Origin of the sequence: Streptomyces sp. NPDC007189 (assembly GCF_040703635.1) — a bacterium.
In the GTDB taxonomy this organism is placed as follows: domain Bacteria; phylum Actinomycetota; class Actinomycetes; order Streptomycetales; family Streptomycetaceae; genus Streptomyces.
The window spans coordinates 36,440-56,233 of record NZ_JBEYEY010000013.1; the positions used below are offsets into that span (position 1 = coordinate 36,440).

A 19,794-nucleotide genomic window follows, 5' to 3' on the forward strand; every position below is an offset into this window, starting at 1 on the left:
AGGCGGTCAGTTCCGCGCGGCCCTCGTCAGCTGCCGCAGTTCGATGACCGTCGCGACGGCGCGCAGCCAGCGGGCGGCGGTGTCGTCGGCGTCGACGCCGGCCGCGAGTTCGGCGCCGGCGGCCAGCCAGTCGCGGACGACAGCCGTCGCCTCCGGGCGCGGCAGCGGCTCGGGGAGCCCGGCGGCGTAGGCCAGGCCGCCCGCCCGGACGGTGTCGGCGAGGAAGGCCACCGAGCGCGGCTGGGTGCCGAGGCGGTCGAGCAGCACGGCCGCGCCCACGGCGCCGTCCCCGAACAGGGCGGTGCGCCGGGGGCCGGGCGGCGCGGTGAGGCCGTAGCGGACCAGGGCGGGGATGTCGAGCCGGGCCAGCTCGTCGTCGGTGCGGTCCGGGGGACGCGGGGCGGGGTTCGGCACGGGGTTCATGTTCCGGTCTCGGGGGGGTCGGCCGGCTCAGCGGACGGTGACGGTGTAGGTGACGCGCTTCGGCGCGGACTGCCGGTACGGCGCGGTCGACGCCGGGGCCGGGGTGCCGCCGCCGTCCTCGTCGCAGGTGGTGGCGAACGTGCAGTGGGTCAGCACGATGCGGGTGCTGCCCTTGCCGGTGGCCTCGAAGGTGAAGGTGAGGCTGCTGCCCCCGCCGACCGCGTGCTTGTCGCCGGAGTCCGAGGAGCTGTGCTGCCCGCGCTCGCGGACCACGCCGGCGTCGGGCCTGGGGTCGGACAGGTACCAGTGCTCGCGGGTGGAGGCGTTCTGGTGGACGGTGAGCGTGAAGCGCTCCCCGACCTTCGCGGTGATGCGGGATTCGCCGGTGGGGTGCGCGACGGGGGCGGGCCCGCCCGTGCCCGACCCGCAGCCCGTGAGGAGCGTCAGCAGCGCGAGGGCCGCGACGGCGCCGCCCGCGGCCCCGCCCCGGCGCCGCAGGCTCCGGCTACTTCGCCGCCGGGAGGTACACGCTGTACGCGTCGTTGAGTCCACTGTCCGCTGCCTTGCCCATGTGTCCGTTGATGAAGTCGTTCTCGCTGACCCAGGTCGTCGTGCCCCACGGGTTGTAGATCTGCAGCCTGTCGCCGTCCTGGGCGATGATGGTCATCGCGTGGGCGCCGTCCTTGCCCTGGACGTCGACGGGAACCGGGCGGCCGTCCGCGACCGCCTTCTCGACGTCGTTCAGCACCGCCCTGCGGTCGTCGGCGCCGCCCAGGTCGTGGCGCTGGTAGTCGTCGCCGGTGGCGGCGCCGATGGTGGAGTCGGCGATGTGCTCCTGCCCGTCGGGGCCCATGCCCTCCCAGTGGTCACCGCCGTCCCCCTCCGTGTGCAGCCGGTGCTGCTCGGCCACCAGGCGCCGCTTGAAGGCCTCGGGGTCGTCCTCCTGCCCGCCGGGCCCGCCGGTGATGTCGAGCGCGTAGAGGGGGTCGACCATGGCGCGGGCGGTGACGGTGGAGGAGGCCACGCAGGTGCCCTCCGAGCCGTCGCCGCCCTGGATCCAGCGCTGGCCGTCGAAGGTGACGTAGTCCTTGTTGTTGTTGGAGCCGTCGGCGGCCACGCCCTCGTCGTCCATGCTGTCCACGGCGGTGACGACCGGCGTGAGATGCCTGCGCAGCCACTCGGGGTCGTGGCCGTGGATCTTGCCCTGGAACTGCTCGATCTCCGCCACGCTGTGCCCGGCGGCCAGGGCCTTCATCAGATAGGCCCGCTCCTGCGGGCTGTCCGACCCGGCCAGCATCCGGTCCATCGCGGCCCGGTCGGCGGCGCTGAGCCGGTCCATGCGCCGGCCGGCCCGCTCCAGGTCGTGCGCGGTGAGGATCTCGTTCAGCACGGGGTCGCCGTCGACGGCGCTGGTCTCGGCCAGCATCAGCTTGTCGACGGCCGTGAGGTCGCCCGTGCCCAGCTTGCTCATGCGCGCCTCGGAGACCCATTTGTCCAGGTCCCTGGCGAGGGCGTGGGCGGCGTCGTCGGCGGCGATCGCGGCCTTGTGCAGGTCCTCGGCGCCCAGGGAGGCGACGGAACGGGCGTTCAGCCGGACGGCCTCCTCGTCGTCGTCCTCGTAGAGGTCGTCGAACCAGCCGTCCTTGCCGCCGAGCGTCCGCAGTGCCTCGCGCAGCGTCTCCCGGCCGTCGCCGTCCTGGCTCTGGGCGTCCTTGAGGGCGTCGGCGAACGTGAGCAGCGCCAGTCCGCCGCCGTACAGGGCCCGGCCCACCGCTCCGGCGGCCACCCCGGCGGCGGCCACCGCGTCCGAGGCCAGCACGCTCGTGTTGCCGGCCCAGACGTCCGGCAGGCCCTTCTTGGCCACCCTGTCGATGCGCCTGTGGAGGTCCTCGAGGTCCTGTTTCTGGTACAGCTTGCCCAGGGTCTCCAGCGTCGCCGTGTCGCCGACCGGGGCGGAGACGGCGAGCGCGTCGTTGATGGCGTCGATCAGGTCGTTCTTGCTGCCGGCGGAGGCAATGGTCCGGCACAGCTCGGCCAGCCGCTTGCGCCGGTCGCCCGTGGACTGCGTCATCGCCCGCGCCCTCAGTAACCGGCCAGCGCCGACGGGCGGCCGGCCCGGGCGGGCATGGTGCTGACGAGGTGACCGTCCCCGACGGCCACGCTGTCGGCGTTCGTGCCGACGAGGCTGTCGCTGCCGTGATACGCGCCCTTCGACAGCCGTACCTTGCCGGCCAGTTCGTGCAGCGCCGACTCCAGGGCCTTGACCTCCGCCTCCCAGGCGGAGGCGTACGCGTTGAACGCGGCGGCGGCCTCCGGGCCGCCGAGCGCGTCGTCCATGTAGCACATGCCGGGCTCGATCGCCTTCGCGATCTTGCCGGCGTCGTCACCCGCGGCGTCCAGGTCCTTCGCCTGTCCGGACATCCCGGACTTGACCGTGTAGCCGTCCGAAGACGCGCCCATCAGACTCCCCCGTTGAATCGATCGCGACCGCGGGGGAGGCTAACACGCGGCAGCCGGCGGACCGTTTGGAGACCACACGCCCTGCACGGAGCCGCCACACCATCGCCCGTCCACCGTCCCCGCCGCGACACCGCGCCGTCAGACCAGGAGAACGACCGGCATGTCAGCCCCCGAAGACCGCAAGCACCGTGTGGTGACCGCCTTCCAGCGGCGCCTCGCCAACCCCCTGACCCGGCTACTGCCGTTCCAGACCCTCCTGGAGACCACCGGCCGCACCTCCGGCCTGCCCCGGCGGACCCCGGTCGGCGGCCGCAAGGTGGGCGACTCCTTCTGGCTGGTCTCCGAGTTCGGCCACAAGTCCCAGTACGTCCGCAACATCCAGGCCGACCCCAGGGTCCGCGTCCGCATCGCGGGCCGCTGGCACCACGGCACCGCCCATCTCCTGCCCGACGACGACCCGGTGGCCCGCCTGCGCTCCCTGCCCCGCCTCAACAGCACGGCGGTACGGGCCTTCGGCACGGACCTGCTGACGGTCCGGGTGGACCTGACGGACTAGGCCAGGCCTGCTTCACGCAGCGAGCGAGCACCTGACGGTCATCAACTAGCGTCGGCGTGCGAAGAGGGTGTGAGGGGTTTGTGGACCGACGCACGGCGCCCTGTGATCGGCGTCGTCGATGGCTGACGGAACCGGCCCGAACAAGGCAAACTGACGGGGTTGTTCGTGATGCCGAGGGGGACCAACGCATGGACGGTGGGCCGCGAGTGCCTGAGCAGCGGCGTTCCGGCTCCGTGGCCGTCACGGAGCCGGAGGCGCTGCGGTTCGGCGTGCTCGGTCCGGTGCGGGCCTGGCGCGGCGAGGAGCAGATCGGCACGGGTTCGCCCCAGCAGCGCGCCCTGCTGGCCGCCCTGCTGCTGCGCGAGGGCCGTACGGCGACCGCGGCGGAGCTGATCGACGCCCTCTGGGGCGACGAGCCGCCGTCGCAGGCGCTGGCGGCGGTGCGCACGTACGCCTCGCGGCTGCGCAAGATCCTGCCCGGCGTCCTGGTCAGCGAGTCCGGCGGTTACGCGGTGCGCGCGCTCGGCGAGGGCGCCCTGGACCTGGCGGTCGCCCAGAACCTCGCGGCCCAGGCGGAGAAGGCGCGGGCCGTCGGCGACCTGTGCCGCGCCCGCGCGCTGTTGAACGAGGCCCTGGCCCTGTGGGACGGCGAGGTCCTGGCCGGCGTCCCCGGCCCCTACGCCGAGACCCAGCGGGTCCGCCTGGAGGAATGGCGCCTCGGCCTCGTCGAATCCCGCCTGGACATGGACCTGGAGCAGGGCTGCCACGCGGAGGCGGTCTCGGAACTGACGGCGCTCACGGCCGCCCACCCCCTGCGCGAGCGCCTGCGCGAGCTGCTGATGCTCGCCCTGTACCGCAGCGGCCGCCAGGCGGAGGCCCTGGCCGTCTACGCCGACACCCGCCGCCTGCTCGCCGAGGAGCTGGGCGTCGACCCGCGGCCCGGGCTCCGGGAACTGCAGCAGCGCATCCTGCAGGCGGACCCGGCGCTGGCGGAACCGTCGTCCCCGGCGGCGGAACCCTCGGTGGTCCCGGTCCGCCCCGCGCAACTCCCCGCCTCCGTACCCGACTTCACCGGCCGGACGTCCTTCGTCGCCGAACTGAGCGACGTGCTGGCGTCGGCGTCCGAGGCGCCCGACGCCGGGGGCCGGGTGATGGCGGTGTCGGCGCTGGCCGGCATCGGCGGGGTGGGCAAGACGACCCTGGCCGTGCATGTGGCCCACCGGGCCCGGGGCGCCTTCCCCGACGGCCAGCTCTACGTCGACCTCCAGGGCGCCGGCCCCCGCCCGGCCGAACCGGAGACGGTCCTCGGCTCCTTCCTGCGCGCCCTCGGGACGGCCGACTCGGCGATCCCCGACTCCCTGGACGAACGGGCCGCCCTGTACCGCTCGGTCCTGGACGGCCGCCGGGTCCTGGTCCTGCTGGACAACGCCAAGGACGCGGCCCAGGTACGCCCCCTCCTGCCCGGCACCGAGGGTTGCGCGGCCCTGGTCACCTCGCGCGTCCGCATGGTCGACCTGGCCGGGGCCCACCTGGTCGACCTCGACGTGATGTCCCCGGACGAGGCGCTGGCGCTGTTCACGAAGATCGTGGGCGAGGAACGGGTCGCCGCGGAACGGGAAGCGGCGCTGGACGTCGTGGCGGCCTGCGGGTTCCTGCCGCTGGCGATCCGCATCGCCGCGTCCCGCCTCGCGGCGCGCCGCACCTGGACCGTGTCCGTCCTGGCGGCGAAGCTGGCCGACGAACGCCGCCGCCTGGACGAACTGCAGGCGGGCGACCTGGCGGTGAAGGCCACCTTCGAGCTGGGCTACGGCCAGCTGGAGCCGGCCCAGGCCAGGGCGTTCCGGCTGCTGGGCCTGGCGGACGGCCCGGACATCTCCCTCGCGGCGGCAGCGGCGGTCCTGGACCTGCCGGTGGAGGAGACCGAGGACCTCCTGGAGTCCCTGGTGGACACGTCCCTGCTGGAGTCGGCGGCGCCCGGACGCTACCGGTTCCACGACCTGGTCCGGCTCTACGCGCGTGCCTGCGCGGAGCGCGACGAGCGGCCGCCCGGGGAACGGGACGCCGCGATGTCGCGCCTGCTGGACTTCTACCTGGCCACGGCGGCCCAGGTCTATGCGATGGAGAGGCCGGGGGACCGGGTCGTGGACCATCTGCAGCCCACCGACTATCCGGGGCTCGGCTTCGAGTCCCGGCACCAGGCCCAGGACTGGCTGTACGCGGAGGCCGTGTCCCTGCTCGCCTGCGTCCGCCAGTTCACGGGTCCGAGCACGCTGCTGCGCGCCATCGACCTGCTGTGGGCCGCCGTCGACCTGACCGAGTCCGGCGCCAACTCACGGGAGTACGACGCCGCGGCGATCGCCCTGCGCGACGCGGCGCGGGCCTGCGGGGACCGGCGCGCGGAGGTGCGGGCGGCGGCGGTCCTGGCCAACGCCCACCAGCTTTCCGGGCGTTTCACGGAAGCGGACGAGTCCGCCGAGGACTCCCTGCGCCTGGGCGCCTCCTTCAGCGACCCGCCGGCCCGCTGCTGGGCGGCCAACATCCGCGGAGCCATCGCCTTCTACCAGCGCCGCTACGCCGACGCCGAGGAGCACCTCAAGCAGGCGCTCGCGGACTTCCGGGACTGCGAGGACCGGGCCGGCGAGGCCAGCGTGCTGTGCAACCTGTCGCGTATCCACCTGGTGACGGGTCGGCCCCACAGCGCTGTCGAACTGGCCCAGCAGGGCGTCGACATGTACGAGACCCTGGGCCACGCCGTGAAGAGCGCCAACGGACGGTACGCGCTCGGCATGGCGCTCACGGAGAACGGCCTGCACGTCGAGGCGACCGAGCGGCTGCAGGAGGCACTCGGCGTCTTCCGCGAGAGCCGTCATCGGCTGTGGGAGGGCATGACGCTGTTCCGGCTCGCGGAGCTCGACCTGGCGGCCGGGCGGCCCACGCAGGCCTCGACGAACGCCGAGGCGGCGCTGACCGTGCTCCGCGGGATCGGCGGCGAGTGGCGGCGGGGCAACGTGCTCACCGTCCTCGGCCGGGCTCTGGACGACATCGGGCAGTCCGGACGGGCCCAGGTGTGCTGGCAGGAGGCCCTCTCCATCTACCAGTCGCTGCGCTCACCGGAGGCCGAGACCGTCCGGGCGCTGATGGCGCAGACCGCGACGGCCTGAGCCGGCCGGGACGTTCATCGTTCGTTTATCGCCCCACGGCACTCTCGTCGTGTCGGTCCGTCGCGTCGGGGGGCACACGGACCGGCGCCGAGGTCGCCCGTCCCAACGATCTAAGGTTGGGCGATCCGTTGCTCGTCCGGCCGTCCATCGGGGGAACGGCCGGACGAGCACCCCACGTTCAGCACCAAACGGGAGGGAAGCGCCATGAGCGACGCCAAGAAGGACGGGCAGGCCGTCCAGCCGGACAACGTGCACATCACCGATGCCAAGGACAGCGGCACCGGCACGGCCACGACGGACAACGTCCACATCACCGACGCCAAGGACAGCAGCACCGGCACGGTCACGACGGACAACGTCCACATCACGTCCGAGCCCAGCTGAACCACCTCCCGCACGGGGGACCGGCCGCGGTGGCACCGAGGGGGAGCCGCCGCGGCCGAGGCGTGTCCAAGACGGACTCGTGCACCACGCCCCCGCCGCGAACACCGTCAGTGACCGTATGGCGCACCCCGCGTACACCCGGTAGCGTCAACCCTGGGACGGCCGCCGTCCGGAGCCCTTCCGTGATGCACCGGTACGACGGCCGTCACGCACCACCGTCCCGGCCCGCACTCACGCCGTGCGGGCCGTTCCCGTCCCCTTCTCCGCGTCCAGCGCGTACACGCAGCGGTCCTTGCTGCAGGCGTACACGACGCCGTCCCTGACGACCGGGGAGCCGGTGATCTCGCCGCCGGTGGCCAGTTTCCAGCGCAGGCGGCCGTCGTCGGCCTTGAGCGTGTACAGCAGGTGGTCGGTGGAGCCGAAGTGGATACGGCCCTCCGCCACCGCCGGTGCGCCCACGACGTCGCCGCCGGCCTGGAAGCGCCACTTGGGCGTGCCGGTGACCGCGTCCAGCGTGTACAGGCCCTTGCCGCTGCCCACGTGGACATGGCCGGCGGCGACCAGCACCGGCTCGATGGAGGAGCGGGCCTCCGTGGCGATGCGCCAGCGGTCGCGGCCGTCGGTGGCGTCGAGGGCGTAGACGGTGCCCAGGTAGTCGGCGAGGTAGATGCCGCCGCCGGTGACCGCCGGGCCGGGGGCGAAGGCGGGCGGGCAGAGGAAGACCGCGGGGGCCTCGAAGTGCCAGCGGACCATGCCGCTCGCCGCCTCGACGGCGAGGACGCGGGTGCCGGCGGAGACGTACACGTGACCGTCGGGGGCCGGTGCCAGGCGGACCGGTACGCCGCCGCAGGAGGCCGCGTCGCCGACCGGGTACGACCAGCGCTCCTCGCCGGTGCGGGCCTCCAGGGCGCGCAGCCGGGCGTCCTGCCAGACGTACACCGTGCCCTCGTGGACGAGGGGTCCGGACTCGGGGGACTCGAAGTCGGTCTGGCAGCCGGCGATCTCCCACAGCTTCTGCCCGGTGGAGGCCTCCCAGGCCTGGACGCCACCGCCCCGGGTGCCGGTGACGACGGTGCCGCGGTCGGCGTTGAGGGAGTACACCCAGGCGTCCGTGGACAGCCGCCACAGGTCGGTGCCCTCGCGGGCGTCCAGCGCGAAGAGGGTCGGGCCGTCGGAGGCGTGGATACGGCCGTCCGCCACCGCCATGGACCAGGCGACGTCCCTGGTCTTGAACCGGCGCCGGCCGGTGCCCACGTCCAGGGCGTGCACCTCGAAGGAGGTGACGTACACCAGGTCGCCGTCGACCGAGGGGGTGCCCCAGACCTCGTTGGACATGCGGAACCGCCAGGGCCGCCAGCCGCTCGCCGTCTCCGGGGGCTGCGGCGGCGCGGCCGGTACGGCAGGGCCTACGGCAGCGTCTGTGCCGGCGACGCCGGGGCGCGGGCGGGACCAGTGGGCGACCAGGCCGGCCTCCGGCGGGGGCGCCTTGACGGCGGCGGCGCGGGCGTCGGCGACGCGCGGGCCGGGGCCGATCGGCACCGCGGCGCCGGCGAGGCGGACCGGGCCGGTGTCGGGGGCGCCGACCGGAGCGGGGACCGGCGGCGGGTCGTAGGGGGGCGGCGGCGGTACGGCCGCGCGGCCGCCGCTCCTCGGGCCGCCGGTCGGCGCCGGGGCGGGCTTGGCGGCGGGGCGGCTGCCGCGGCTGCGGGCCTCGATCAGGGCGACCGCCTTCTCGGGCAGCCAGGCGGAGGCGGTGCCGCTGTCGTCGGAGCCGGAGCCGAAGAGGTGGGGCGCCAGCTGGGCCTGGAGGTCGGCCGGAGTGGGCCGGGCGGCGGCCTCCATCTGCATGCAGGCCTCGATCAGCGGACGCAGCTCGTCGGGCAGGCCGGTGAGGTCCGGGCCCTCGCGCAGCAGCATGAAGACGGTCTCGACCGGGTTGGCGCCGTGGAAGGGCGGGTGGCCGGTGGCCGCGAAGACGAGGGTGGAGCCGAGGGAGAAGACGTCGCTGGCGCCGGTGACGCTGCGGGAGTCCTTGGCCTGCTCGGGCGACATGTAGGCGGGGGTGCCGACGGCGACGTTCGTCATGGTCAGCCGGGTGTTGGAGACGCCGGAGGCGATGCCGAAGTCGATCACCCGGGGGCCGTCCTCGACCACGAGCACGTTGGAGGGCTTCAGGTCGCGGTGGACCAGCCCGGCGCCGTGGATGGACTGGAGGGCTTCCGCGACGCCCGCCGCGAGCCAGCGCACGGCCTGGGCCGGGAGCGGCCCGCAGTCGTTCACTATCTCCTCGAGGGAGGGCGCGGGGACGTACGCGGTCGCGAGCCAGGGCACGGCGGCGCGCGGGTCGGCGTCCACGACGGCCGCCGTGTAGAAGCCGGAGACGGCGCGGGCCGCCTCCACCTCGCGGGTGAAGCGCACCCGGAACAGCTGGTCCTCGGCCAGCTCGGTGCGCACCGTCTTGATCGCCACGCGCCGGCCGGACGCCGAGCGCGCGAGATAGACCAGCCCCATGCCGCCGGCGCCCAGCCGCCCCAGCACCTCGAACGGCCCGATCCGCCGCGGATCGTGCTGCGTCAGCTGATCCACCACTTGCCTGCCACCTCCCCGTACGAGCCGCGTCACCCACATATGTACGCGACCGAAGTGCAGCGTCTCACCACCGCACCGCCGTGGCGGCACGCACCCCGATTCTTCCTGGCCGGGCGGCTGGTTGCGAACCCGGTGACAATCGGGGTGTCTCGCTCCCAATCACTCCGAAGCGGGCGGAATCAGCGCTGCAACAGTGCGAACGACGCTCCCTGATTGTCGGTGACGACGGCCACTCGTCCGTACGACGTCTCAAAGGGTGGCGCCTGCACCCGGCCGCCGAGCCGCTGGACGGCCCCGAGGGCGTCGTCCAGGTCCGCGGCCCGGAAGTGGGTGAGGAAGTGCGGGGGATACTCGGCGGGGAAGACCTCGGTGACGTCGGCGCGGCCGAAGTCGGGTTCGGCGCCCTCGCCGAAGAGGGCGTCGTGGAAGAGGCCGCCGTAGAAGACGTTGGCGGCGGCGGTGTCCCGGGTGTACAGCTCGGCCCAGACGAAGGTGCCGGGTTCGTGCCGGCGCTCGAAGCCCCGGTGCCGGCCCGGCTGCCACAGCGCGAACACCGCGCCGCCGGGGTCGGTGGCGAGGGCGGCGACGCCGAGGTCGCCCACCGGGAACGGCGCCATGACCACCTGTCCGCCGGCCGAGGTGATCCGTCGGCCGAGGGCCTCGGCGTCCGGGGTGGCGAAGGACACCGTCCAGACGGTGGGCATACGGCCGTCGATCTTGGGCGCGAGGGAGGCGACCCGGTCCCCCTCCAGCAGGGCCCACACCGAGGAGCCGTAGGCGTCCTCGAAGGTCCACCCGAAGAGCTCGCCGTAGAACCGCTTGCCCGCCTCGACGTCGGCGAGCTGGGCGTCCACCCAGCAGGGCACACCCTCCCCGTACACCTCGGTGGCCTCCTCGGCCTCTTCATTCCCGGATGCCCTGTTTTCGGCCATGCCGTCAAAGTAACCGGGCCGCCCGCACCGCGCAGACCAGGCACACCACTCCCAGAGCACCCGTGCACCCCATTTGCAGTCGGCCGAATCGCGCTCCGATCACCCCTCGGTAAGCTGACGGCATGACAGGACAAGTGCGTACCGTCGACGGCCGCGTGGCCGGCCGGCGTGGGCAGGCGACCCGGCAGAAGCTGCTCGACTGCCTCAGCGAGATGCTCAGCTCCTCCCCCTACCGGGACGTCAAGGTCATCGATGTGGCCCGGAAGGCGGGAACGTCGCCGGCGACCTTCTACCAGTACTTCCCCGACGTCGAAGGCGCCGTCCTGGAGATCGCCGAGCACATGGCGGCCGAGGGCGCCGGATTGACCGAGCTGCTCCAGGGACGGTCCTGGGCCGGCAAGTCGGGATGGCAGACCGCGCAGGAACTCGTGGACGGGTTCCTGGAGTTCTGGCGGAAGAACGACGCCATCCTGCGAGTGGTCGACCTGGGCGCTGCCGAAGGGGATAAACGGTTCTACAAGATCCGCATGAAGATCCTCAATTCGGTGAACGGCTCCCTGGCCGACTCGATCGCCGAGTTGCAGTCCAAGGGCAGGGTCGACAAGGACGTGAACCCGGCCGCGGTGGCCGGCTCGCTGGTCGCCATGCTCGCGGCCGTCGCGGCACACCAGAAGGGCTTCTCGTCCTGGGGTGTGAAGCCGGCCGAACTCAAGCCGAATCTCGCGCTGTTGGTCCACCTGGGTGTGACGGGGAGGAAGCCGAGCAAGTAGCCCACGCCCACGGCGCCTTTTTGCCGCTGCCCCCAAGTCCTGTCTGGCAGGCGGCAGTTCACCATGGTGAGCTGCCGCCTGCCGTGTTATGCGGGCAGGGGCCGGTCCCGCACCACGTGCTTCATCACCAGCGTCGAGGTCAGCCGCTGCACACCCGGCAGGGTGGCCAGCCGCTCGTCGTACAGCCGCTGGAAGGCCGCGAGGTCGGCGGTGGCGACCCGGAGCAGATAGTCGGGCTCGCCGAACAGCCGCTGGGCGTCGAGGACGTGTTCCAGCTCGCCGACCGCCCGCTCGAACTCGGCGACCGTGTCCCGGTCCTCCTGCCGCATCGACACGAAGACCAGCGCCTCGAAGTTCAGCCCGAGCGCGGCCGGGTCCACCACCGCCCGGTATCCCTCGATGGCACCGGACCGCTCCAGCTCGCGCAGCCGGCGGTGGCAGGGCGAGACGCTCAGACGCACCCGCGCCGCCAGCTCGGTCACGGTCAGCCGCCCGTCCTGCTGCAGCTCGGCAAGGATTTTCCGGTCCACGTCGTCCATGAGGCAGATCTTCCCTCCCTTAGGCCGTTCCCGGGCAAACTTCGGGAACACTTTCGGGCCATTCACGCCTAATGTCGCCGACATGGACTCGGGACTGCTCTTCTCCTTCCTCGCCGTGGACCTGCTCCTGGTGTGCGTACCGGGGGCCGACTGGGCGTACGTCATCGCGACCGCCCTGCGCCGCGGCCCGGTACCGCGTGCGGTGGCCGGCCTGGTCTGCGGATACGCCCTGCACACGGCCCTGGCGGCGGCCGGCCTCGCGGTCCTGGTGGCGGGCTCCCCGAAGCTGCTGACGGCCCTGACGGTGGCGGGCGCCGGGTACCTGCTGTGGCTGGGCTGGGGCGTGCTGCGCCGCCCGGCCGTGCCGAGCGCGGCGGAGGACACCGCGGACACCCGGGGCTGCTTCCTGCGCGGGGCCACGATCAGCGGGCTGAACCCCAAGGGGCTGCTGCTCTACCTCTCCGTGCTCCCCCAGTTCCTCACCCTGCGCGGCGCCCACCTGCCGGTCCCGGTCCAGACGGCGGCTCTCGGGCTCCTCCACATGGGGTGCTGTGCGGTGGTGTACGTCGCGGTCGGCGCGGTGTCGCGTGCGCTTCTGTCGGCGAGGCCGGCCGCGGCCCGGGCGGTGGCGCGGACGTCGGGGGCGGCGATGGTGGGGATCGGCGCGGTGCTGCTGGTGGAGCGGCTCACCACGGTGTAGCTCCGCCGGGTGGGCGATGGTGCCCGGCCGGAACTGATCGGGCGGGGCCCCGCACGGGAAGACGCCTGCTGTCGGCCGGTGTTGCCCCGGCCACGGACGAGCCGCAGGAGGATGAGGGACATGGCGTTGACACGCGCGGAGCGAGAGGCGTTCCTGGCCGAGGCTCATGTGGCCGCGCTGGCGGTGGACGCGGGGCCGGGGCGGGCGCCGCTGACGGTGCCGATCTGGTACGGGTACGAGCCGGGCGGCGAGGTGTGGATCATGACGGGTCTGGAGTCCCGCAAGAACCGCCTGATCGGCGAGGCGGGCCGGTTCGCGCTGATGGTCGACCGGCTGGAGCCGACGATCCGGTACGTGTCGGTGGAGGGCCCGGTGGTCGGGACGGCTCCGGCGACGATCGAGGAGCTGCGGCGCATGTCCGCGCGCTATCTGCCGGCCGAGAAGGTGGACGGCTATGTGGACTTCGCCTGGAAGAACCACGGCGAGCAGGTGGTGATCCACATGCGTCCGGAGCGGTGGGTGTCGTCGGATCTCGGCCAGGTGTGACCATGGGGGCATGGGAACTGATCTCCCCGCACTGCTGAGGTCGCTGCGGGTCTGGGACCCGGGGACGACCGAGCTGCGTCCCTTCGACCCGGACACCGCCCCGCCGACCCCGCTGGCGCTGTTCACGAACTGGTTCGCGGACGCGGTGGCGGCCGGGCAGCCGGAGCCGCACACGATGTCGCTGGCCACGGTGGACCGGGAGGGGATGCCGGACGTACGGGTCGTGATGCTGCACGGCGCCGACGCGGACGGCTGGTCCTTCGCCACGCACGTCTCCAGCCGCAAGGGCCGGGCCCTGAGCGCCCACCCGCACGCGGCCCTGGCCTTCTACTGGCCGGTGCTGGGCCGCCAGGTGCGGATGCGGGGACCGGTGACGGCGGCGCCGGCCGAGGAGAGCCAGGCCGATCTGCACGCCCGCTCGACGGGCGCGCTGGCCGCGGCGCTCACCGGCCGGCAGAGCGAGGAGCTGGCCTCGCTGGACGAGCTGCGGCAGGCGTCCGACGCGGCCTGGGAACGGGCCCGCGCCCACCCCGACGAGCCGTCCCCCACCTGGACGCTGTACCGGCTGCGCCCGAAGACGGTGGAGTTCTTCCAGGGGGATGCGGACCGGCGGCACGTACGGCTGGAGTACCGGAGCACGGAGTTCGGGTGGAGCAAGGCGTTGCTCTGGCCGTGACCGGCCGCGGCACCCGCCGAAGGCCCCCGCCGGCCCGCTCGGTTCAGCCGCCCGTCGCGCGCCCGGAGAACCCCCACACCGCGAAGTCCGCCACCGGCCGGTAGCCGATCCGCTGGTACAGCCCGTTGCTCGTCGGGTTGGCGAGGTCGGTGAAGAGGAGGATCTCCTGGACGCCCGCCGCCCGCGCGGCCCGGCTCACCTCGGCCGTGGCCGCGCCCGCGTATCCGCGTCCGCGCAGGCCGGCCGGGGTGTAGACCGGAGCGACGCGGACCTGGCCGGCGGTCTCCGGGGTGACTCCGGCCAGGGAGACCGGGGCGCCGTCCGGGGTCTCCCAGAGGGTGATGCCGCCGTCGGCGATCCGCGCGTCGGCCCACGCGGCCGGATCCGTGCCGACGCTGTGCCCGGTGTCCGTGTCGAAGGCGTCCTTCCAGCGGATCAGCAGCTCACGGTCTCCGGTCCCCGCGATCCGCGCCCGCCCGGCAGGCGCCGGCTGCGGAAGGGTCAACTCGGCCAGGTGGTAGAGCCGTTGACGCTGCCGGAGGGTGGCCGCCGTACCGGTGTGCCGCTGCCAGGCCGCCGCGAAGGCCTCCGCCGACTCCCGCGGGCCGGAGACCCCGGACACCGGCCGGCCCAGGTCCGCGAGCCGGGCGGCCAGGGCGTCGGCCTCCCGCGGGGTGAGCGCGGTGACGTGGGGCGGGAAGGGCGGCGTGTGGAGCAGGGCCGCGCGGACCGTGCCGTCGTCCAGGACGCCGAAGAGCGGGGCCTCGCCGCCGTAGAAGTCCAGCCCGCGGCGCGCGAGCGCGTCCGTCACCGTCAGCGGCACCGTGTGCAGGGCAGGCCGTGAGCGCAGGAACCCACCCGCGCGGGAGAGGAACTCGTCGAGGTCGTGGGTGAGTTGCCAGTTCTCGGGGCGCATACGGCCATGATCGGGCCCCGGCTCCGGGGCGGCACGCGGTTTTCCGGCCGGGGCTCAGCGCGCCGGGCGTCCACAGCACCCCCCGCCCACCTGTGCGTCCTCCCTGAATCAGGCAGTGGGGGCGCGGGGCGGGGCCGATCGCCGTACCGCCACAACCGGCCGCCCTACGACACCGGTCCCGCCCACTCCTCCCCCACCCGTGATCAATCCGCAACCAATTCCGGTCTTGACCGAGACCCATCAACCGGGTGCGTGATTACGCTCCCGAGCATGGCCGACTCCCGTTCCGCTTCCGCGCAGCTCTCCGCCACCCCCGCCGACCGCCCGGTGTACGTCATCGGCGCCGGTCCCGGCGGCCTGGCCGCCGCCTGTGCACTGCGCGCACGGGGCATACGGGCGGTGGTGCTGGAGAAGGCCGACCAGGTGGGCAACTCCTGGCGCGGCCACTACGACCGGCTCCATCTGCACACCACCCGGCGGCTGTCCGCCCTGCCCGGCCTGAAGATCCCCCGGAAGTTCGGGCGCTGGGTGTCCCGTGACCATGTCGTGCGCTACCTGGAGAAGTACGCCGAGCACCACGAGCTGGAGATCGTCACCGGCGTGGAGGTCTTCCGCGTCGACCGGGCCGAGGACGGCGCCGGCTGGCTGCTGCACGCCTCCGGCGGGCGCGAGCTGACGGGCAGCGCGGTGGTCGTCGCCACCGGCTACAACCACACCCCGCGCATCCCCGACTGGCCCGGACTGGAGCAGTACGGCGGCGAGTTCCTGCACGCGGGCGCCTACCGCAACGCCGCGCCGTACGCGGGCCGGGACGTCCTGGTCGTCGGCGTCGGCAACACCGGCGCCGAGATCGCCGTCGACCTGGTGGAGGGCGGGGCCGCGCGGGTGCGGCTGGCCGTGCGCACCGTGCCGCACATCGTGCGCCGTTCGACGCTGGGCTGGCCCGCTCAGTACTCCGGCGTGCTGGTACGGCGGCTGCCGGTGCGGTTCGTGGACCGGCTGTCCCGGCTGCAGGCCAGGGCCGCCCTGCCCGACCTGTCCGCCCACGGCCTGCCCCGCCCGGACACCGGGCTGTACAGCAGGGTCAAGGAGGGCGCCATCCCGGTGCAGGACGTCGGCCTGATCGACGCCGTCCGCGGCGGCAAGGTGGAGATCGTGGCCGCCGTCGACTCCTTCGAGGACGGGAAGGTGGTCCTCGCCGACGGCAGCCGGATCGAACCGGACGCGGTGATCGCGGCGACCGGGTACACCCGGGCACTGGAGGGCCTGGTGGGACATCTCGGGGTGCTGGACGAGCGCGGCAAGCCGGCCGTCCACGGCGGCCGCACGCCCACCGGGGCGCCCGGGCTCTACTTCACCGGCTACACCAACCCCATCAGCGGAATGCTCCGCGAACTGGCCCTGGACGCCGGGAAGATCGCGAAGGCGGTCGCGAAACAGCTGCGCACCGGCCGGTGACCTGCCAGGCGCCGACGAGTTGGGCGGAGGTCAGCCCAGGCGGCTGGTACTGCGGAACCAGACCAGCCGCCACTCCGTCAATCTGACGTACCGTCAGCTTCAGGGGATGCAGAGGCGGTCCGATCAGGGCACGGCGACCGCCGGGACCGAAGGGGTCGCCCGGCGGATCACCAGGGCCATCAGGGCCGCTGCCGCGCAGAGGGTGCCGGAGGCGTACCAGACCAGGTCGTAGGTGCCGAAGACGTCGCGGGCGAGGCCGCCGAGGTAGGCGACGAGGGCCGCGCCGACCTGGTGGGAGGCGAGCACCCAGCCGAAGACGATGGCGCTGTCCTCGCCGTAGTTCTCGCGGCACAGGGCGAGGGTCGGCGGGACGGTGGCGACCCAGTCGAGGCCGTAGAAGACGATGAAGAAGAGCATCGGGGGGTGGACGGCGGGGCCCAGCAGCATGGGGAGGAAGACGAGGGAGACGCCGCGCAGGGCGTAGTAGACGGCGAGCAGGCGGCGGGGTTCGAAGCGGTCGGTGAACCAGCCGGAGGCGATCGTGCCGGCCACGTCGAACACGCCGATGACCGCGAGCAGCGAGGCCGCCGTGGTGACCGGCATGCCGTGGTCGTGCTCGGCGGGCACGAAGTGGGTCTGGATCAGGCCGTTGGTGGAGGCGCCGCAGATCGCGAAGGTGCCGGCGAGCAGCCAGAACGTGCCCGTGCGGACGGAGCGGGAAAGGACCTTCAGGGTGCGGCGGGCTGCGCCGGTGACCGGGGCCGGCTTGGGTGCGAACTCCTTGGCGCCGTACGGCCGTTGTCCGACGTCGGCGGGGTGGTCGCGCAGCAGGATCCAGACGAAGGGGACCACGGCGAGCGCGGCCAGGGCCACCGTCACGGCGGCCGGGCGCCAGCCGTGGTGCTCGGTCAGCCAGGACAGCACCGGCAGGAAGATCAGCTGGCCGGAGGCGGACGCGGCGGTCAGGATGCCGCTGACCAGACCGCGCCGCTCGGTGAACCAGCGGTTGGTGACCGTCGCGGCGAACGCGAGGGCCATCGAGCCGGAGCCAAGGCCGACCAGCAGGCCCCAGCACAGCCACAGCTGCCAGGCCGCCGTCATCCACACCGTCAGGCCCGAGCCGGCCGCGATGACGGTCAGCGCGACGGCGACCACCCGGCGGATGCCGAAGCGGTCCATCAGGGCGGCGGCGAAGGGCGCGGTGAGGCCGTAGAGCGCGAGGTTGATGGAGACGGCCGCGCCGATCGTGCCGCGCGACCAGCCGAACTCCTGGTGCAGCGGGTCGATGAGCAGGCCGGGCAGGGAGCGGAAGGCGGCCGCGCCGATGATGGTGACGAAGGTGACGGCGGCGACGGACCAGGCGCGGTGCACGCGGCGGCGCCGGGCGGGCGGGGCGGCCTGGACGGGGGCTGCGGCTGGGCTTGTCTGAGTCACGTCATACAGCGTCCTTTTTCGATGCGCCTACAACGAGTGGCCCGAGGGTCAGCATTCGCTAGGATCGGGCCATGGCCGCTGTCGCCGATGGTTTCCGTCCGCACCGGGTCGTCGTCCTCGCCCTCGACGGCCTGCTCCCCTTCGAGCTGGGCATCCCGCACCGCATCTTCGGCCGCCCCAGGGACGAGCAGGGCCGGCACCTGTACGAGGTCGTGACCTGCTCGGTACGGCCGCCCGGCCTGGTGGAGACCGACGCCGACTTCGCCGTGCACGTCCCCAACGGCCCGGAGGCCCTGGCCGGCGCCGACACGGTGATCGTCCCGGCGTCGTACGAACTCGGCCCGGTCTTCGAGGAGGGCCGGCTCACCGACGAGCTGGCCGCCGCCCTCGCCCGCATCCGCCCCGGCACCCGGCTCGCCTCCATCTGCACCGGCGTGTACGTCCTCGCCGCCGCCGGATACCTCGACGGCCGCCCGGCGACCACGCACTGGGCCGACGCCGACCGCTTCCAGCGGCTCTTCCCGCAGGTCGAGGTGGACGCGGACGTGCTGTTCATCGACGACGGCGACGTGCTCACCTCGGCCGGGGTGGCCGCCGGGATCGACCTGTGCCTGCACATGGTGCGCCGCGACTTCGGCACGGCGGTCGCCAACGACGTGGCCCGGCGCACGGTCGTACCGCCGCACCGCGACGGCGGGCAGGCCCAGTACATCGAACGGCCGGTGCCCGACCCGCAGTTGTCGACCACGACCGCCGCCCGCGCCTGGGCGCTGGGCCGTCTGCACGAGCCGATCCAGCTGCGGGACATGGCCGAGCAGGAGGCCATGTCGGTGCGCACCTTCACCCGCCGGTTCCGCGAGGAGGCCGGGATCAGCCCCGGCCAGTGGCTCACCCAGCAGCGCGTCGAACGCGCCCGCCATCTGCTGGAGACCACCGACCTGTCCATCGACCAGGTGGCCCACGAGGCGGGCTTCGGGACGGCGCAGTCGATGCGCCAGCATCTGCAACAGGCGCTCGGGGTGACGCCGACCGCCTATCGCCGGACGTTCCGGACGGGCGCCAGGACGTGACCCACCGGCCGCGCCAGGCGGTCGGCCACCGCACACCGCGTGTCCGGAGCGAAGAGTTGTCCACAGCCTGTGGAGAAAAAGGGCCGTACGCGTCACCGGACGGCGGGCGGCGCGCCTCCCCCCACTGCCCTGCGCACGCGCCGCCCACCAGGTGCCGACCCACACTCGGCGAGAGCCGCCGTCGCCAGGCCCTCGCCGTCCCCTCGCGGCGAATCGTCGCCCACAAGCGTGTTCAGCCGGTCACGGGTCGTCAACGCCGGTAGGGAGATTTGTTACGTACGCCCTGTTCGCGGCGCCCGCGCACGGATGCACCTCCGGCGCACCACCGCGCCGGGTGCTACACCGCCTCGAAGGCGGCGCCCTCGTATGCGGACAGCCCGCTCCCGTACGCCACCGCTGCGCTCTGTCCGGGCCGTGTGCAGCGGTCCAGTTCGCACCAGATGCTCTTGCCGGCGCCTTCCGGGCTCCAGCCCCAGCGGTCGGCCAGGCAGTCCACGAGGGCCAGGCCCCGGCCGCCGGTCGCGTCACTGCCGGCGCACCGCGGCACGGGGGCGCGGGAGCTGCCGTCTGCCACCTCCACGCGCACGGTGCCCGCGGTGGGCGCCTCCGGTGGCACGGCCGCATCGGTCGGCGGTACGGCCCCATCGGTCGGCGGTGCGCCCGCATCGGTCGGCGGTGCGGCCGTCGCGCCCGGCAGGGAGAGCCGGAGCACGGCAGCGTGGCCGGTGTGCACCACGGCGTTGGTCACCAGTTCGGAGACGAGCAGGATGAGGGTCTCGGCGAGCGGCTCGTCGGCCGCTATGCCCAGTCCGGCGAGCCGCGAGCGGGCCCACCTCCTCGCCCGTCCGACCTCCGTGGGGTCGGGCCGGATCTCCAGCTGCACTTGAAGCACCTGCACCGCTCACACCATCCGAACCGGCGGACTCGTGACCCCACGCCACCGGGCCGCCGCGAAGCTCCGGGCCGCGGCGGCGATCACGAGGGCCACGATCGTAGCCATTTTCTGCATGGCCAGAACAACGGCCAGAGCAAGGGTCACGGAACGTGACTCCCTTGGAAGACAGCATGGTTGACGTACAGTCACCCCAACAAGCGCTTCGGGCATATTCCAGCGCGAAGGAGTACGCGTGCGGCATACTGTGCGACGCTCGTGCCGGGGAGTCGAACAGGCGTCGGCCGA

The 19,794-nt window shown here is 73.5% G+C and carries 19 protein-coding genes; 9 read left to right on the forward strand and 10 right to left on the reverse strand.

Annotated elements, in window-relative coordinates; all coding sequences use genetic code 11:
* Positions 1 to 6: 6 nt before the first annotated feature.
* The 4 genes from AB0950_RS25140 to AB0950_RS25155 are packed head-to-tail and all read right to left on the reverse strand — an operon-like array spanning position 7 to position 2,883.
* Positions 7 to 414 (reverse strand): hypothetical protein, encoded by a 408-nt coding sequence (locus AB0950_RS25140; RefSeq protein ID WP_366779456.1) that lies wholly within the window; start codon positions 412 to 414, stop codon positions 7 to 9.
* A gap of 36 nt (positions 415 to 450) precedes the next feature.
* Positions 451 to 975, reverse strand: a complete 525-nt coding sequence (locus AB0950_RS25145) for a protease inhibitor I42 family protein (protein WP_360160139.1) — start codon at positions 973 to 975, stop codon at positions 451 to 453.
* Positions 929 to 2,494, reverse strand: a complete 1,566-nt coding sequence (locus AB0950_RS25150; protein ID WP_366779457.1) for a peptidoglycan-binding protein — start codon at positions 2,492 to 2,494, stop codon at positions 929 to 931. The genes AB0950_RS25145 and AB0950_RS25150 overlap by 47 nt, the downstream gene beginning before the upstream one ends.
* A gap of 11 nt (positions 2,495 to 2,505) precedes the next feature.
* Entirely contained in the window at positions 2,506 to 2,883 is a 378-nt protein-coding gene (locus tag AB0950_RS25155; RefSeq protein WP_366779458.1) for a hypothetical protein, read from the reverse strand.
* Between the two features lie 160 nt (positions 2,884 to 3,043).
* Here AB0950_RS25155 and AB0950_RS25160 point away from each other — a divergent pair, with 160 nt between their 5' ends.
* From AB0950_RS25160 to AB0950_RS25170, 3 genes are all read left to right on the forward strand, one after another.
* Entirely contained in the window at positions 3,044 to 3,439 is a 396-nt protein-coding gene (locus AB0950_RS25160; RefSeq protein WP_360160142.1) for a nitroreductase family deazaflavin-dependent oxidoreductase, read from the forward strand.
* A gap of 188 nt (positions 3,440 to 3,627) precedes the next feature.
* Positions 3,628 to 6,600, forward strand: coding sequence for a BTAD domain-containing putative transcriptional regulator (locus AB0950_RS25165; protein ID WP_360160143.1), 2,973 nt, complete (start codon positions 3,628 to 3,630; stop codon positions 6,598 to 6,600).
* Between the two features lie 204 nt (positions 6,601 to 6,804).
* Positions 6,805 to 6,984: a hypothetical protein gene (locus AB0950_RS25170; RefSeq protein ID WP_360160144.1), complete on the forward strand. Its 180-nt coding sequence runs from the start codon at positions 6,805 to 6,807 to the stop codon at positions 6,982 to 6,984.
* Positions 6,985 to 7,215: 231 nt separating this feature from the next.
* Here AB0950_RS25170 and AB0950_RS25175 read toward each other — a convergent pair whose 3' ends face one another.
* Together AB0950_RS25175 and AB0950_RS25180 are read right to left on the reverse strand one after the other, a co-directional pair.
* Positions 7,216 to 9,573, reverse strand: coding sequence for a serine/threonine-protein kinase (locus AB0950_RS25175; RefSeq protein ID WP_366779459.1), 2,358 nt, complete (start codon positions 9,571 to 9,573; stop codon positions 7,216 to 7,218).
* Positions 9,574 to 9,752: 179 nt separating this feature from the next.
* Entirely contained in the window at positions 9,753 to 10,505 is a 753-nt protein-coding gene (locus AB0950_RS25180) for a VOC family protein (RefSeq protein WP_366779460.1), read from the reverse strand.
* A gap of 134 nt (positions 10,506 to 10,639) precedes the next feature.
* Between AB0950_RS25180 and AB0950_RS25185 the strand changes: the two genes are divergently transcribed.
* Positions 10,640 to 11,275, forward strand: a complete 636-nt coding sequence (locus tag AB0950_RS25185; protein WP_360160222.1) for a TetR family transcriptional regulator — start codon at positions 10,640 to 10,642, stop codon at positions 11,273 to 11,275.
* 86 nt (positions 11,276 to 11,361) lie between these two features.
* On the opposite strand, the gene AB0950_RS25190 is transcribed toward AB0950_RS25185, so the two are convergent.
* Positions 11,362 to 11,814 (reverse strand): Lrp/AsnC family transcriptional regulator, encoded by a 453-nt coding sequence (locus AB0950_RS25190; protein WP_360160147.1) that lies wholly within the window; start codon positions 11,812 to 11,814, stop codon positions 11,362 to 11,364.
* Between the two features lie 82 nt (positions 11,815 to 11,896).
* Here AB0950_RS25190 and AB0950_RS25195 point away from each other — a divergent pair, with 82 nt between their 5' ends.
* The 3 genes from AB0950_RS25195 to AB0950_RS25205 all read left to right on the forward strand — a co-directional run bounded on the left by AB0950_RS25195 (position 11,897) and on the right by AB0950_RS25205 (position 13,736).
* Positions 11,897 to 12,514: a LysE family translocator gene (locus AB0950_RS25195; protein ID WP_366779461.1), complete on the forward strand. Its 618-nt coding sequence runs from the start codon at positions 11,897 to 11,899 to the stop codon at positions 12,512 to 12,514.
* 120 nt (positions 12,515 to 12,634) lie between these two features.
* Complete coding sequence (locus AB0950_RS25200; protein ID WP_360160149.1) at positions 12,635 to 13,060, forward strand: pyridoxamine 5'-phosphate oxidase family protein; 426 nt, start codon at positions 12,635 to 12,637, stop codon at positions 13,058 to 13,060.
* A 10-nt stretch (positions 13,061 to 13,070) separates the two neighbouring features.
* Entirely contained in the window at positions 13,071 to 13,736 is a 666-nt protein-coding gene (locus AB0950_RS25205) for a pyridoxal 5'-phosphate synthase (RefSeq protein WP_360160150.1), read from the forward strand.
* A gap of 43 nt (positions 13,737 to 13,779) precedes the next feature.
* Here AB0950_RS25205 and AB0950_RS25210 read toward each other — a convergent pair whose 3' ends face one another.
* The gene (locus AB0950_RS25210; RefSeq protein ID WP_366779462.1) at positions 13,780 to 14,652 is read right to left on the reverse strand and encodes a GNAT family N-acetyltransferase; all 873 of its coding nucleotides are present in this window, start codon (positions 14,650 to 14,652) and stop codon (positions 13,780 to 13,782) included.
* Positions 14,653 to 14,922: 270 nt separating this feature from the next.
* On the opposite strand from AB0950_RS25210, the gene AB0950_RS25215 reads away from it, so the two are divergent.
* A complete protein-coding gene (locus AB0950_RS25215) occupies positions 14,923 to 16,110 on the forward strand; it encodes an NAD(P)/FAD-dependent oxidoreductase (protein ID WP_366779463.1) in 1,188 nt (395 codons plus the stop codon).
* Positions 16,111 to 16,233: 123 nt separating this feature from the next.
* Here AB0950_RS25215 and AB0950_RS25220 read toward each other — a convergent pair whose 3' ends face one another.
* Positions 16,234 to 17,544: an MFS transporter gene (locus AB0950_RS25220; RefSeq protein WP_360160153.1), complete on the reverse strand. Its 1,311-nt coding sequence runs from the start codon at positions 17,542 to 17,544 to the stop codon at positions 16,234 to 16,236.
* A 71-nt stretch (positions 17,545 to 17,615) separates the two neighbouring features.
* Between AB0950_RS25220 and AB0950_RS25225 the strand changes: the two genes are divergently transcribed.
* Positions 17,616 to 18,614, forward strand: coding sequence for a helix-turn-helix domain-containing protein (locus AB0950_RS25225; protein WP_360160154.1), 999 nt, complete (start codon positions 17,616 to 17,618; stop codon positions 18,612 to 18,614).
* 337 nt (positions 18,615 to 18,951) lie between these two features.
* On the opposite strand, the gene AB0950_RS25230 is transcribed toward AB0950_RS25225, so the two are convergent.
* Positions 18,952 to 19,497 (reverse strand): ATP-binding protein, encoded by a 546-nt coding sequence (locus tag AB0950_RS25230; protein ID WP_360575459.1) that lies wholly within the window; start codon positions 19,495 to 19,497, stop codon positions 18,952 to 18,954.
* Positions 19,498 to 19,794: the final 297 nt, after the last annotated feature.